This window comes from Winogradskyella sp. 266wxhm, from assembly GCF_058964685.1.
In genome coordinates, this window is sequence record NZ_CM179559.1 from 1,608,382 (window position 1) to 1,624,688 (window position 16,307).

Sequence of the window (16,307 nt, forward strand, 5' to 3'; positions counted from 1 at the left end):
ATTATTTTGCTTCTTCTATGTAAGAGATAGCTTGACCAACTGTTGCAATGTTTTCAGCTTGATCGTCTGGGATTTGAATATCGAATTCTTTTTCAAACTCCATTATTAATTCTACAGTATCTAATGAATCTGCTCCTAAGTCGTTAGTGAAGCTTGCTTCAGTAACAACTTCGTTTTCATCAACACCTAATTTGTCTACGATAATCGCTTTTACTCTTGATGCAATGTCTGACATAATCTTTTAATTTTAAGTTTTAATTAGATGGCAAAAATAAAAAACTTTATTTTAAAAATCACCTTTACCGATAAAATGTGTATTTAATTACACAAATTAGGCATAAGTATTTTCATTTTGCACCTAATTGTTAATTATTATTCTTTCTTTTGTCTTGAACTAAAAGAAGATTGGAAGTATCTATGAAACGTATAGTAATTTTTGCGTCCGGAGGTGGAAGTAATGCTGAAAATTTAATTGATTTTTTTCAAAATAACAATCAAGCTTCTGTTGTTCAGTTGCTAACGAACAACCCTCATGCCAAAGTTATTGATAGATGCAAGAAATTTAAAATTAGCACCTTATCATTTAACAGAGTTGCTTTCTTAGAAACGGAAGATGTTTTAAATATCTTAAAAGCATCGAAACCTGATTTAATATTACTCGCTGGTTTTTTATGGAAAATGCCAGAAAATATTCTTAATGCATTCCCTAACAAAATAATCAACATACACCCTGCACTTTTACCAAAATATGGAGGAAAAGGTATGTATGGTATGCATGTGCATAATGCCATAGTTGAAAACAAAGAAACTGAAAGCGGCATTACAATTCATTATGTAAATGAAAACTACGATGAAGGTGCCACTATTTTTCAGGCAAAATGCGAAGTTTTACCACAGGATACCGCAGATGATGTTGCTAAAAAAATTCATTTATTAGAAATGGAGCATTTTCCAAAGGTTGTTAAAGATTTATTGAATAATTAAGTGATTGAAAATTTCATCCTCATATTAATATTTGTTTTAATCACCTATATTTCATATGCTTGGATAACGCACAGAACTGAATCTGAAAAAGAATATGATAAAAAGCTTAAAGAGAGTTTAAAAGATGAATTTATTATAGACCCTGAAACAGGAAAAAAACTCACTTTAGAAGAAGCTGAAAGTGGAAATTGGTCTATTGAAGACTATCCAGATGATGAGTTTAGAGTTATGCCTTTAGATGAATTAGAAAAAATTCCTGAAGAACAATCTAGAGTGGCTCAACATGCAATAAACTATTTAAAAAGCAGTAAATCCTTCAGAGAATGTGAATTGACTGAAGATGATATCGAAACACTTGATTCAACGAAAATTCTCAGTGGATATGATGATTGGTCATATTCTCATCCTTTTAAGTTTGACAAGGGTATACTTATTTTGCCTGTCGGAAAATTAAACACCTCTAATTACAGTGAGTCTTATATACTTATTTGGCTAAAAATTTCAAATATAAATGGACATTATCTTTTCAAAGAAAAAACTGCAGTAGAGAGGTTTTTCGATAGGATAAGAAAAGATAATGATATTATTTTTGATAATTACGAATGTGCTACTATTAAAAAGTCTTTCAACAAAGTACTTGTTAAGAACCTAGCAGAAAAAATAATCAGTCATCAAGGTCTTGAAATTGAAATACACAACGACAATTTATTTATTCAAACTTTACGCCTTGTAAATATTGAAGACATTAAGAAACTAGAAATTATAATTAGTAAATTATAATCTATGATTTCATTATTACAGAACTGTAAATGAGTAAAAAAAAGAAAAAATATTATACGGTTTGGAAAGGTCACAACACTGGTGTTTTTGAAACTTGGGACGACTGCAAAGCTCAAATCAAGGATTATAAAGGTGCTCAGTATAAATCATTCGCCTCTTTTGATGCTGCAAAAAAAGCTTACAAAGAAGGTCCAAAGGATTATATAGGAAAATCTAAAACGTTTAAAAGCGAACTTTCTGAGGCACAACTTAAAAAAATAGGTAAACCTAACTATAATTCTATTTCGGTTGATGCTGCATCTTCTGGTAATCCTGGTAAAATGGAATATCGTGGCGTAGATACCAAAACCCAAAAGCAACTCTTTATACAAGGACCTTTTGAAGAGGGCACAAATAATATTGGTGAATTTTTAGCTATTGTTCATGGATTAGCATTTTTAAAACAACATAATAGCGACAGAATCATTTATACAGACTCTAAAACAGCCATAAGTTGGGTTAAAAAGAAAAACTGCAACAGTAAATTAGAACGAAACGCTAAAAACAAACCTGTTTTTGATTTGGTAGATCGCGCTGTAAAATGGTTAAAAGAAAATACTTACACTACTACAATTGTAAAATGGGAAACCAAAGCTTGGGGCGAAATACCAGCAGATTTTGGCAGAAAATAACTTTCCTTTAAAATAAAGCTATACCCCAAACCTATTATTGCTTCACAATACGTTTTATCAATTTAGTTTCACCTGAATATATTTGTAATATATACACACCATCAGATAAAGAGTTTAGGTTTAATTCAAGATTAGTGCTTTCTATTACTTTCTTACCTAATATATTATAAAGTTCTACTTTATCAATATCATAGCTAGTTTTAATCGTTAATTTGTTGGATGTTGGATTAGGATACACTAGCAGCTCATTGTTTATAGTTTGGTCTATAACAGATAATGTTTCTGAAGATTCTACAAGTATATTATCTAAATAAAGTGCTTGTCCATAACCACCAATATTTACAAAAGCTACAATAAGATTATCTGAACCATCATAAGCCGACAAATCTACCGTTTTAGTAGCCCATTGTGAAGCACTTGGCACAAAGAAATCCGATGCGTCTGGTGCAGTTGCTAAGGTAGAGCCGCTTTCAGAAAAAAGCGTGGTGTATGTAACTCCACAATCTGTAGAGACTCTTACCTCTAAACCGTCATAAAAAGTGTCATCAAATCTAGCATAGGCTACATCAAAAGAAAGATTAGAAGCTGTTTGAGCAGACAGATCAACGACTGTTTCTATGAAATTTTCATAATATCTAGTATCATTATTATAATTATCCATCATAATACTTGATCCAGAACTAGCATCTTGAAACGCGTTGACATTGGCATCATAAATCCAGTTAGTACCATAGGAAGGTTCTACGTAAACAACCAAATTATCTGGTAAATTTCCTGCTTGAAAATCTTCGGAATAAGGAAGGCTTACAACGGTTCTTGGTTGACTAGTAATTGTTAAAATGTCATTTTCTGCATATACATCTATGCTACCGTTTGGCATTTCTGTAAACACTTGCAAGGTTAAAGGGCTATCTACTGCTACTAAAACTTCTGGCAAGGTGACTGTTTCTGATTGATTCTGATTAAGATTTCCTGACCAGTTATAGGTTTGAATAGCTTCTGAGTTAACTTGATAATTGATAGTTAAGCTTGTTAATGGTATGCTACTTTTATTTAGTATACTAACTTCAGGGATTACAGAACTACCACAAAAATAATTACCAGGTATAGCTATATTTGATAACTCTGAGTTGTTTTGACTACATGGCGAATACGCTCCATCTAAAGAAGTAATATTATAATTACTAGTGTTTAGCCAATCGTTTAATCTACTATCACTGCTACCTCCTTGATGCGCAATATTACCATAATAATCAGAGCCTGATGTATTTGAACAAGAAGAGTATCCTCCATATAACGTCCCTATAAGATGTCCATTATTATTAAATAAACCAGAGCCTGAAGAGCCACCTTCTGTAACACCATGACCATTTGTAGTAGCATCCCAAAATACTTCTCTGCAAGATTGTACTTCTGGTGTAGAAATAACAGATACCGTACTATTAAAAATGGATACTTTTTTAATATCTCCTGCTGGGTGATGAATACCAAATCCGCCAGTAAAATCGTTTTCTGACATATCCCAACCAGAATAAAACACATTATAAGAGTCTGGAATATTGCTATTAAGCTCTAATAATGCCCAATCTGCACCATTATAATTTGCCAATAATGTAGCACCTGTTACCGTTTGGGTCGGAATTTCTGTTTCGATACCATTGCTACAATCAGTACTTTGGTAGTTAAAATAAAAAACCCACTGGGCTATACTACCTGATAAACAATGAAGTGCTGTAAGTAAATATGGGGTACAGTCAAAATTTGCATTATTCATAACTGTACCAGAACACCATCCCGTAGAACCATCTTCTATAACTAAAATTCTTACAGATGCATCTCTTTGTTCTGTTTTACCATCGCCTTCTGGTGAGCAATTTACGTTAACTTCACAATCACCAGAACTGGCATAATCTGAAGTATCTTTAGGATTATTAACCATTCTGTAAGCATGATTAACACCAGAAATATGAAGTCTTCCTTGGTTTTTAACGGCTGCTGGCTCAAAATATTCAACTATAATATCTTCGCCATAAATAAGCGCTGTTGCAAAAACGTTTTTTTCTGAATTGTTATGCGTACCAAAACCTCCTAAAACTTCTGTTTTATCAGGGTTATAGACATGTAATGTTGCGCCATTAGGCATAAAAAAATCATCAAAATATAGGTTAGTTGCTTTGGCGTTTTGAGGGTTTATATGAACTCTCCATAATCTATCACCATTTGCTAGTGTCTCCCAAACACCTTTTTCAAAGCCTATATTTGTTTGGATAATAATTCCGAATCTAGTGGCTTTTTCGTTTTTTTCATCTTCAATAACATCTTCTGCAGTTACTTTTTTTAAATCAATATCTTCTAATTTGATTAACGGAACTTTTGTTTGTGCTAGCTTTGTATTTAAATCGCTTTGCAACGGATAAGAAGGGTTGCTTATTTGTCCCCAAGCGTTGAACGCAAATAACATACTAATTAATAATACAACTGAACTGGAATTGAGATGTTTTTTCATGATGAAGACTTTAGTTTATTTTTTAATTAACACTTTAGTCACTTTGAAGTTTTTGGAAGTAATAATTACCATGTATGTACTTTGGTTTATTTCTGATAAATCTACCGTATATGATTCTTGGTTTTCGCCAAAACGAATGGTTTTAATTAATCTTCCTGTAAGATCATAAAGCTCGAAGGTTTCTATTTTCTGACGGGTATCATTTTTTATGGTAATGATACTTTCAGCTGGATTTGGAAATACGGAAATGTTGGCGTTGCTGAAAAGATTGTCATCTAAGTTTAATGTACTGCCTTCAATTTCATAAGCACCTACATCAATAGCATTTCCTAAAAATCTATTATCGCCTTTAATATCCAAACCCAATGGATTAAAGTTTGAATTTCCAGCATCTATTAAAATAGCATCTGGTGTTTGAATAAGTCCATCGTCTTCAGTTTTCCATAAGCCGTCATAACCTATGGCATCACCAGAATCTACAAATGGATTAGCATTTAGAACCGTAAAACCAACACCTCCATAAGTAGCTGAAAAGTTATGAGAACTGTTACCGTTTACAGAGCCATTAAAGTTGGTAATATCTATACCATTATTATAAAAGACAGAATTATATATTAAAGGGGAAGCTGACGTAAAATTGAATATACCACCACCTCCACTTGGCGCCGAGTTACCAACAACAGTAAGATTTATAAGCGTTGGGCTAGATTGGGTATTATGCATTCCACCTCCAGAACTCGAAGTATTACCTGTAATAATTGCGTTGATAAATGTTGCCTGAGAGTTATTTTGATTATAAACACCACCACCTGCAAAAGATGATGCATTGTTAGAAACAACAATATTTTGATAGGTTGGGCTAGAGTTTATGTTATAAATACCTCCTCCATAATTTTTTAATAGCGGTACTGCATTTATAAAATTATTTCCTGTTACATTGGCATTGCCATCATTAATAATAAAGCCATCAATAACCGCATTTGCTGTTAGATTTTGGGTAATAAGCACATGGTGTGTGTTGTCGGAATTTGAGCTGGCACCTATATCACCACTTAAAATGGTAGGCGTATTGACGTCAAATATTTCGGTTACAGGATTATAACCTCCTTTAATAATGATATCTTGGTCTATTAAAAAATAGGTTTCTCTAGCTGTACTACAATTAGTACATGCTCTAGATGAATTTGGTGTGTAGGTTCCGCCAGCCACACGTATTTCTGAAACATTATTACAGCCTTTAGCCTCTATAAGCGCATCATCTAAAGAAATAAAAGCATCAGTCCAACTAGATCCATTATTAGCTCCCGAAGCGTTTACATCTACAAAAATCACACCTGATGCATATGTAAAGCAACTGTTGTATTCGTAAGCACCAATATCTATAATCCCTTCATTAATCCTATCATTTCCTGTAATATCTGTAGTTAATGTGTTGTATGTATTGTCACCAGCGTTTATTAATGGACTATTAAGACTTGGTAATAAGCCGTCATCCATAGTTCCAGGAATGAAATCATCTCCTATAAAATTGAAAGCATCTATAAACGGATTTACTGTAAGAGCAACAAAACCATTATCTGTATAATTTTCAGAATAATTATGAGAACTATTAGCACTTATAATGGTTAAGTAGTTTGTTATATCAGAACCATTATTATACAACACCGTGTTATATAATGTTGGAACAATACTTTCAGTAACATTATGGTCATTGTAAACACCACCACCTTGTATGGCTGTATTACCGTAAATGGTATTGTTTATAATAGTTGGACCAGAAAAATAATTATAAAGTCCGCCACCATTAGTATTAGAATGGTTATTAGCAAACACCATATTAATTAACTGTGGTGACTCATATAAATTAATCATCCCGCCACCACCATTATTGGCCGAGTTGTTATACAGAAAGACATTACTAAAAATGGCATTAGACATATCATTATAAATACCTCCACCATTGCCTTGATAAGGTGGGTTTGAAAAAGATGCCACAGTAATGTTGGTATTTCCGTTTGCGTTTCCGTTTTGAATTACAAAACCATCTATAATGGCTTGATCGCTTAATCCTTGTGTCATAAATACATGAAACGCATTATCTGTCATGTCTCCAATGACACCTAAATCACCATTTAAAATAGAAGGATTGTTGTAATCTTGCTCTCCTGTTGCAGGATTGTAGCTACCTCTTAATTCAAAATCGGTGTTCATTAAAAAGTAGTACTCGCGTTCTGACGAGCAGTTATCACAATCTCTACTTGTACTAGGGTAATAAGTCCCTGAAGCGACTTTTATTTCATCTATAACCCTACATTTTTGTATTTCTAAAGCTTCTTCTAAACTTCTAAAAGCCTCATTCCAAGAATAGCCATTACCTGTTTCGGTTGGTGAATTAGCATCTACGTAAAGCGTGGTTAAAAAAGATGAAAAAGGTTCTATAGTTACCACAACAGTAATACTGTCTGATTGGTTAGTAAGCGTATTTGTAACTGTTAAGGTAACCGCATTCTCACCGACATCTTGACAACTAAACGTTGTTTTATCAAGGCTGTATGTAAAGCAATCACTAAAAGTACCTGTGTCTATAACATCTTGTGGTGTTATGGTAACTTGCCCTGTGTTGTCTAACCATCTAGTAATATCATGTCCAAAAGCGGTTGGTGTGGCTGCAATGGTATAGTTGAGATAAAAAATACGCTCATTTCCTGAAGTATCAGAAGCTCTAACTTCTTTTATAATTGTTTGTCCTATGTCACTACAAGTTACGGTAAAAGAATCTGCTTGTTGAATACTTGGACTATAAACGGCGCAATTATCTACAAATGTAAGCGTAGGCGGATTGATAGTCATAGACGAACTATTTCCTAAGTCGATAAGCCCAAAAGTTGGGGAAGAAATTAAACTGTGTGACTCCCAAGTAAGTCCAGGCGCATGGTCATCAATAACTGTAACCGTTGCTGTACAAGTGTCTGTTAATCCCATAGGATCTGTAACAGTAAGTATAACCTCAGTATCTCCTAAGTCATCACAAGTAAATTCTAATTGAGAAGCAGAAATACTAGATATAGCCGTATTATCGGTTGAGCCACCGTCAATATCACTAATATTTATTGAAGACTGCCCATGAATACCTTGACCTAAGTTAATCTGCCCAGCTATTCCTGTATAATAATTTTCATAACCGAGTGTCACACTTGTGTCTTGGCAAACCGCATTAGGGTTCTGGTCATCATAAATGACCTGGTAAGACACATAACCATTTTCAGGCGAATCTGTTGTAGTACCACTAATAACAAAATCATTAAGCATATTTGGATGCGCATAGGATTGTCCACCTCCACCGCCAGAATGATTTCCACCGCCACCGCCACCGCCATAGCCTGCACCACCACCGCCACCTGCAAATCTATTAGTGCCGCCACAAACAGTACCTGTAGAAAGACCATCATACCAGACACCTCCTGCACCACCACCACTAAATCCGGCACCACCAGCACTAGCATCTGTACCTGTTATACTATTACAGCCATTTATAATAAATGGATTTGTCGATAAATAATCACAATTTTCACCCCTCATATAAGTATCAGTAATATTATAACCGCCAAAACCTCCTTCAGCAAAAGCCTTTCCTTGGGTACTCTCATAGTTTACATGAGTGTTATAATAAATTGTACCATAATTAGCATTTAAGCCACCTCCACCTCCATTTCCTATGTAATAGTGAGTTGTACTACCATCAGACATGGACATAACATCATCGATCGAAGTAAAACGACCATAACCAGATATATTTGTATAACCATTCCCACTAATACAGTAGAGTTCAATCCCCTCATTAGAAGACTCACCTGCACCTAATCCTGCAGATTGTACTAGTTCAGTAGCACACCCACCGCCACCGCCTGAGGCTACTGCTATAACATTATTACCAATCCTAACACCTGTAGAGCCTCCACCGCCACCACTAGCTAATAAGCCGTGTGAGTAGCTCTCTCCATGTTTGCCCTGATAAAAGGTAATTAGTTGCCCTTCATTTTCAGAAGTAATTGGTAACGTAAAATATAATGTTGCTCCTTGCCCACCATTTGCACCTAAATCTACAAATGCTCCATCCCAAGTAGCTGATCCTCCATCTCCTCCTTTTAAAGCAAAATGCACTTCTGTTGCGCCGCTACTTAATAAAGGAAGAAATCCTGAAGCCAGAGATCTTGTTCTTGGATTAGGGTCTGTAAAATTAATATAGGTAATATCATTACTCGTTAAATCCCCATTAGGTGTTAATGTTTCAGTTTGTGAAAAACCCAATAGGGTGAATAGAAAAAACGAAAAAATTAAAGTATTTTTTTTCATGGCTGATAGGTTAAGTTGAATCGCCACAAAAGTAGAGATGAAAAAGCCCTAATAAAATACGTAGTAAATGCAGATATTACGTAGGGTACGTACTACTTAAACTATAGAGATAACACTAATTCTTTATGAAATTGAACCCAATTTATTAATGTATTTGCAGAGGAATCTAGTTCTAACTTCGCTATGATATTAGATCTGTGTTTTTCAACGGTTCGTTTTGATATACTTAATACCTCACAGATTTCTATAGAGGTTCTTTCTTGTGCTATGAGCCTTAGTATTGTTCTTTCAGAAGGTGTTAATAATGCAATTTTTCTCAACTCTTCGCTAGCAGTTTTTTCAAAATCATCTGTAAAAGAACTACTGTAAAATGTATTGCCCTTTACAATTTCTTCAATACATTTTTCTATATCTTGAATACTGTCTTCTTTTAATAAATAGCCATTGACTCCTACCTTTTTGGCTTGCACAATAAAGCCTTTCTCTTTATGGTAAGACATAATGATATAACGCGTATTTAAATCTAACGCTTTTAAACGCTTTACAACTTCAAAACCATTAAGAAATGGCATTTCAATATCTAGGATAGCAATATCTGGGTGATTTGTTGTGATGACTTCTATAGCCGAAGCTCCGTTAGTTGCTGTTGCTAAAACCTGATAACCCACATGTTCTAGCTCCTGTTGAAGTCCTTTTAGCATCACAGGATGATCATCAACAATAACGATAGAAATATTGGCTTTAGTCATGTAAGTATATTTCAACAAAAATACTTAAAAGCTATAGTTTATGCTACTATTTTTGTTTCGGTTCCTTCATTAATAGCAGTGGTAATTTTAAGATTTGCACAAATGATTTTACATCGCTCTTGTATGGATTTGATACCTAGACTTTTACTTTTTTGAGATTTTTCATTAAAGTCAAAACCTTTACCATTGTCTTTTATTTTAAGCACAACTTTTTCTTGTTCATTTTTAAAAATTTCTACTGAAACAGCTTTAGCTTCTGAATGTTTTACAATGTTGTTTAGAGACTCTTGAATGATTCTATATAAATGCAATGCTTTATCTTCTGTTAGAGATTCATCTACAGGATCTATTTCTGTGGTGAAAAAAACATCAGATTCTTCATCTAAATTATTGACCATATCCTGAACGGCTGCCGAAAAACCTAGTCGTTTTAGTACAACAGGAAACAATCCATGGGAAATAGACCTGACATCTGCTAAGGTTTGTTTGGTGAGCTCTTTTAGAGCTTCATCATTTAAATTTTGTGCTTTTCTGCTTAATAAAATGAGCTGCTGACCTACGCTATCATGAAGCTCCATGGCAACTCTATTTCGTTCTTCTTCTTGAGATGCAATAATGTTTTGCGTTAACTCTTCTTGTAGTTTCTGTTCTTTTTTGGCAAAACTGCGAGATCTTAGTATAGATATAAAAGCAAATAAACCTACTAGACTTAGTCCGCCAAATAACAACCATTGTGTTTTTAGCTTGTTTTTTGTTGCTAGAAGATCAATATCACTTTGTTGTGCTTGTATTTTTAAATCGCGTTTTTCGGTTTCATATAATGTTTGATAATAACTTAGAATTCTAGCTCTCTGAACACCTAAGATAGAATCTTTTAAAGCTGTATAATTTTCAAAATGTTCTAAGGCCTTTTCAGAGTTTCCTGTCCTTTTATAGATTTTGGATAGAAATCTTTCCGCTTGTTGTATTTCTTCAAATTCTTGACTCTGTTTTTTGAGCAATAAATAGCGTTCGGCATAGTTTTTAGCTTCTAAGTATTCTTTTTTCATAAAAGCTAATCGCATTTTAGCATCTATATAGAACGATTCATTGTAACCAGAAATGTCATTAGAATTTTTCTCAATATCACCTAGAAGTTCTTCGGCTTTTGCCAAGCTATCATTATCGGCATATGCTGATACTAAACCGGCTTTTAAAATTGGTAAAAAAAACTCTTTGTAGTCAGAATCTTTATTAACCTCCAAAGCTTCTTTTAAATAATTTATCCTCAGTTTTTGATTCCCCTTCTTATTGGCACTAGCCGCCGCATTATAGTAAACGCTGGGTAAGCTAGGGTAGTTTTTATATTTTAATGCTAAATCTATAAGCTCTTTTCGCTCTGTTGTTTCATCATTATAAAATTCATTTTTTCCATATAAGATGGTCATAGAATTTTTGGCATTAATCCAATTTAAAGTATCCTTATCTGCTTGAAAATATGCTATAGCTTCTTGTAGAGCCAAAGATGCTTTTCCGAATTCACCTTTATCAACATACACAATACCTTTTCCAAATTTTGAAAGCCCTTGTAAAGACGTGCTTCTATTATTGGCATAATAAAAAGCGCTATCGTAATTCTCTAATGAAGCTTCAAATTCACCTAAATAGTAGTGCAAATCTGCAACTTCAAAGAAATATTTACCTACCAATTCCTTATCATTAACATAGGGTAATAAAGGTTTTGTTTCGGAAATTACTAATTTACCTTGGTGCTTTGTATTGGTTTCATAATTAAAAAAACGGATAAGATTAGCGCTTTGCTTAACAGCAATGTCGTACTTTTTTAATTGTTTAGCCAATGTTATTGTTTCCTTTAGCAGAGAATCGTTTTTTAACTGACTATCGCACAAGCTGTCTAGCTCTATCAATCGTTTGGTTGCATTACTTGTTATATTCTGTGACCTTGCCACAGAACTGTAACTAACTAGCAACAAAGACAATAAAAAAATAGAATAACTAAATCTCATAAAAGCTGTTGATAAAAGCTATAAAGATACGTCATCTTTACTTTTTGAAGAACTAGATTTACTCACAAAACCACGCCTAATCACAAAATTTAATTCGTTTTTTAGCAACTAAAAACTGTATATTTGCAACAAATTTTCAAAACGCTTTATGAGCAAATTAGTAATTGTGGGTACTGTAGCTTTTGATGCTATTGAAACTCCATTTGGTAAAACTGATAAAATCCTTGGAGGAGCAGGTACTTTTATAGGTCTTGCAGCCTCAAACTTTAATGTAGATTCGGCTGTAGTTTCTGTGGTTGGTGGTGATTTTCCTCAAGAATACTTGGATTTAATGACTGATAGAAACATCGATGTTTCTGGTGTTGAAATCGTAAAAGATGGTAAAACATTCTTTTGGAGTGGTAAATACCATAATGATATGAACTCTCGTGATACTTTAGCAACAGAATTAAATGTTTTAGCTGATTTTGAACCTGTAGTTCCTGAAAATTACAAAGATGCTGAAGTGGTAATGTTAGGAAACCTTCATCCTTTAACACAGATGAGTGTCCTAAATCAAATGACTGAAAAACCAAAACTGGTTATTTTAGATACTATGAATTTTTGGATGGACTGTGCGCTTGAAGACTTGCACAAAACCATTGCAAAAATTGATGTTATCACCATAAACGATGAAGAAGCTAGACAATTAACAGGAGAATACTCTTTAGTTGTTGCCGCTAGAAAAATTCATGAAATGGGACCTAAGTTTGTCGTTATTAAAAAAGGTGAGCATGGTGCATTATTATTTCATAATGGTAATGTATTCTTTGCTCCTGCTTTACCATTAGAAGAGGTTTTTGATCCAACTGGAGCTGGTGATACTTTTGCAGGCGGATTTGCAGGCTATTTAGCCAAGACAGGAGATTATTCTTTCGAGAATATGAAAACAGCAGTTATTTACGGATCTACGTTAGCCTCATTTTGTGTAGAAAAATTTGGCACAGAACGCATGCTGAATCTTAATGACGAAGAAATTTACAAACGATTAGACCAATTTAAGAGTCTAACACAATTTGAAATAGAATTAACATAAACAAACGCGCTCTAAACTGAGCGCGTTTTTTATTCTGCTTACACCAGTAAAGCAGATATTTATATATTAATAGCAGATTACATAGGTATGAGTGACGCTTTAAAACATGAGTGTGGTATAGCACTTATTAGACTTTTGAAACCTTTAGAATACTACAAGGAAAAATACGGTAGTGCTTTCTATGGTGTAAACAAAATGTATTTAATGATGGAAAAACAGCACAACCGTGGACAAGATGGTGCTGGTTTTGCAAGTATAAAATTAGATACACATCCAGGTGAACGCTATATCAGTAGAGTAAGATCTATCGCTCAGCAACCTATACAAGATATTTTTGCCCAAATTAACCAACGTATTAATTTAGAGCTCACAAAACATCCTGAATACCAAGACAATGTTGAGCTTCAAAAAAGATACATTCCTTACGTAGGTGAGCTTTTACTTGGACATGTTCGTTATGGAACTTTCGGGAAAAATAGTGTAGAAAGTGTACACCCTTTCCTAAGACAAAACAACTGGATGCATAGAAATTTAATTGTAGCTGGTAACTTTAACATGACCAACGTTAACGAGCTCTTTGATAATTTAGTTGATATTGGTCAGCATCCTAAAGAAAAAGCCGATACTATTACCGTTATGGAAAAAATAGGTCACTTTTTGGATGATGCTGTAAGTAAAGTATATAAAGACCTTAAAAAAGAAGGCTATAACAAAAGAGAATGTTCTCCACTTATTGCAGAACGCCTAAAAGTTGGAAAAATCCTGAAGCGTGCTGCTAAAAACTGGGATGGAGGTTATGCTATGGCAGGTCTTTTAGGTCATGGTGATTCTTTTGTACTTAGAGATCCTGCAGGAATTCGTCCAGCTTATTATTACAAAGATGATGAAGTTGTTGTGGTAGCATCAGAAAGACCAGTTATTCAAACCGTGTTTAATGTACCTTTTGAAGACGTTATAGAGTTAGATCCAGGACATGCTATCATCACTAAAAAGTCTGGTGAAATCCAAATCAAGAAAATACTTGAACCTTTAGAGCGAAAAGCTTGTTCTTTTGAACGTATTTATTTCTCTAGAGGAAGTGATGCCGAAATTTATGAAGAACGAAAAGAACTGGGTAGATTATTAATGCCAAAAGTTCTTGAAGCTATAGATAACGATACAGAAAATACTGTTTTTTCATTCATACCAAACACAGCAGAAACATCATTCTTTGGAATGATTGATACCGTTGAAGAACATCTTAATCAGAAAAAAACTCAATCTATTTTAGATGGTAATGGTAAGTTGTCCGCAGAGCGCGTCACAGAAATACTATCTGAACGTCCGAGAATTGAAAAAATAGCTATTAAAGATGCCAAACTAAGAACATTTATCACTGAAGACAGCAGTAGAGATGATTTAGTAGCTCACGTCTATGATGTAACCTATGGTGTTATAAAACCAACTGACAATTTAGTTATTATTGATGATAGTATTGTACGTGGTACAACGCTTAAAAAGAGTATCATCAAAATGATGGATAGACTAAACCCTAAAAAAATAGTTGTGGTTTCTTCGGCTCCACAAATTAGATATCCTGATTGTTATGGTATAGATATGGCCAATCTTGAAAGTTTAGTTGCCTTTAGAGCTGCATTAGAACTATTAAAGGAACGAGGACTTTATAGTATTGTTGACGACGTTTATAAAAAGTGTCTTTCTCAGGTTAACCTTAAGGATAAAAAAGTCATTAACTATGTGAAAGAAATCTATGACAAGTTCACCAACGAGGAGATTTCAGATAAAATCTCAGAATTGCTTAGTGATGATGAAGTGAAAGCAGAGGTTAAAATAATTTTTCAACCGGTTGAAAATCTTCATAAAGCCTGCCCTAAAAATTTAGGAGATTGGTATTTCACAGGGAATTATCCAACAGCTGGAGGTAACAGAGTTGTGAATAGAGCCTTTATTAATTTCTATGAAGGAAACAAAGAACGTGCTTATTAGTTATTAACAAAAAAAGCTTTTTATCCGAAAAAAAGGTGTTTTGCCGAAGAAAAAGGTATTTCATCCAATATTTGCAACTTTTTATCAAATAAAATCTACATTGGTATCACCATAACATAAGTAGGTTAAGTTCATGGTAGATTTGGGGCAAAAAAAGGTGAACACTGTTCACCTTTTTTTATTCCTTGAATTTAAAGTATCACTTTAAGTAATCTTATTATTGAGTTTTGTTTCGACTCAAAGTATTGTAAAACATTACGCTTTCCACTCTTAGACTAATATATAGGTCGTTTGTCCAAAAAATTTAATAGTTAAATTAATGTCAACTTATATTTGACTCACCATAACATAAGTAGGTTAAGTTTATGGTAGATTTGGGGCAAAAAGGTGAACACTCTCGTTCACCTTTTTCATTTTAAAAACTTCGTAAGACCTTTATTTTCTTACATATACACATAAAAAAATCCAAAGCAAATGCTTTGGATTTTTTATTAAGATAATAAAAATTATCAAATATTATTTTGCTTCTGCATAACGACGCTCAACTTCATTCCAGTTAATTACATTAAAGAAAGCTTCAATATAATCTGGTCTTCTGTTTTGGTAGTTTAAGTAATAAGCATGCTCCCAAACGTCTAAACCTAATATAGGTGTTCCGCCACAACTTACGCCTGGCATTAATGGGTTATCTTGGTTTGGAGTAGAACAAACTTCTACTTTACCACCTTCGTGTACACATAACCAAGCCCATCCAGAACCAAATTGTGTAGCTGCCGCTTTAGAAAATGCATCTTTAAAAGCATCAAAAGAACCAAATTCAGCTTCAATAGCATCTTTTAATTCTCCTGATAAACGCCCTTTTCCTTCAGGGTTCATTACTTCCCAAAATAATGAGTGGTTATAAAATCCACCACCATTATTTCTAACAGCAGCATTATCCATATCTAAATTGATAAGGATATTTTCTATTGTTTTTCCTTCTAAATCTGTTCCTTCAATTGCAGCATTTAGTTTTGTTGTGTATCCGTTATGGTGCTTTGAATGATGTATCTCCATTGTACGAGCATCAATATTTGGTTCTAAAGCATCATATGCATATTTTAATTTTGGTAATTCAAAAGCCATAATATTTTTTGATTTTTTTGTTAATATTTCGATTCTTAACAAATTTACAACTTTGACATTAAGAAGTTCTAA

At 33.7% G+C, this 16,307-nt stretch carries 11 protein-coding genes; 5 read left to right on the forward strand and 6 right to left on the reverse strand.

Annotation, left to right across the window (positions count from 1 at the left end):
• Position 1: 1 nt before the first annotated feature.
• Entirely contained in the window at positions 2-235 is a 234-nt protein-coding gene (locus AC2H4K_RS06955) for an acyl carrier protein (protein WP_008269813.1), read from the reverse strand.
• A 182-nt stretch (positions 236-417) separates the two neighbouring features.
• Between AC2H4K_RS06955 and purN the strand changes: the two genes are divergently transcribed.
• The 3 genes from purN to AC2H4K_RS06970 are packed head-to-tail and all read left to right on the forward strand — an operon-like array spanning position 418 to position 2,435.
• On the forward strand, positions 418-984 hold the full coding sequence (gene purN / locus AC2H4K_RS06960) for a phosphoribosylglycinamide formyltransferase (RefSeq protein WP_281140859.1): 567 nt from the start codon (positions 418-420) through the stop codon (positions 982-984).
• Positions 985-1,764 (forward strand): hypothetical protein, encoded by a 780-nt coding sequence (locus tag AC2H4K_RS06965; RefSeq protein WP_281140858.1) that lies wholly within the window; start codon positions 985-987, stop codon positions 1,762-1,764.
• A 29-nt stretch (positions 1,765-1,793) separates the two neighbouring features.
• Entirely contained in the window at positions 1,794-2,435 is a 642-nt protein-coding gene (locus AC2H4K_RS06970; protein WP_281140857.1) for a ribonuclease H1 domain-containing protein, read from the forward strand.
• Positions 2,436-2,469: 34 nt separating this feature from the next.
• Here AC2H4K_RS06970 and AC2H4K_RS06975 read toward each other — a convergent pair whose 3' ends face one another.
• The 4 genes from AC2H4K_RS06975 to AC2H4K_RS06990 form a co-directional block, all read right to left on the reverse strand.
• Positions 2,470-4,941 carry a T9SS type A sorting domain-containing protein gene (locus AC2H4K_RS06975; RefSeq protein ID WP_493743004.1) on the reverse strand — a complete coding sequence of 824 codons (2,472 nt, stop codon included), beginning with the start codon at positions 4,939-4,941 and terminating at the stop codon, positions 2,470-2,472.
• Between the two features lie 15 nt (positions 4,942-4,956).
• On the reverse strand, positions 4,957-9,294 hold the full coding sequence (locus AC2H4K_RS06980; RefSeq protein WP_281140855.1) for a T9SS type A sorting domain-containing protein: 4,338 nt from the start codon (positions 9,292-9,294) through the stop codon (positions 4,957-4,959).
• A gap of 101 nt (positions 9,295-9,395) precedes the next feature.
• Complete coding sequence (locus AC2H4K_RS06985) at positions 9,396-10,043, reverse strand: response regulator (protein WP_281140854.1); 648 nt, start codon at positions 10,041-10,043, stop codon at positions 9,396-9,398.
• Between the two features lie 38 nt (positions 10,044-10,081).
• Complete coding sequence (locus AC2H4K_RS06990; RefSeq protein WP_493743005.1) at positions 10,082-11,950, reverse strand: sensor histidine kinase; 1,869 nt, start codon at positions 11,948-11,950, stop codon at positions 10,082-10,084.
• A 247-nt stretch (positions 11,951-12,197) separates the two neighbouring features.
• On the opposite strand from AC2H4K_RS06990, the gene AC2H4K_RS06995 reads away from it, so the two are divergent.
• Entirely contained in the window at positions 12,198-13,124 is a 927-nt protein-coding gene (locus AC2H4K_RS06995; protein ID WP_281140852.1) for a PfkB family carbohydrate kinase, read from the forward strand.
• 87 nt (positions 13,125-13,211) lie between these two features.
• Positions 13,212-15,110, forward strand: a complete 1,899-nt coding sequence (locus tag AC2H4K_RS07000) for an amidophosphoribosyltransferase (protein WP_281140851.1) — start codon at positions 13,212-13,214, stop codon at positions 15,108-15,110.
• A 516-nt stretch (positions 15,111-15,626) separates the two neighbouring features.
• On the opposite strand, the gene AC2H4K_RS07005 is transcribed toward AC2H4K_RS07000, so the two are convergent.
• Positions 15,627-16,235, reverse strand: a complete 609-nt coding sequence (locus AC2H4K_RS07005) for a superoxide dismutase (RefSeq protein WP_281140850.1) — start codon at positions 16,233-16,235, stop codon at positions 15,627-15,629.
• Positions 16,236-16,307: the final 72 nt, after the last annotated feature.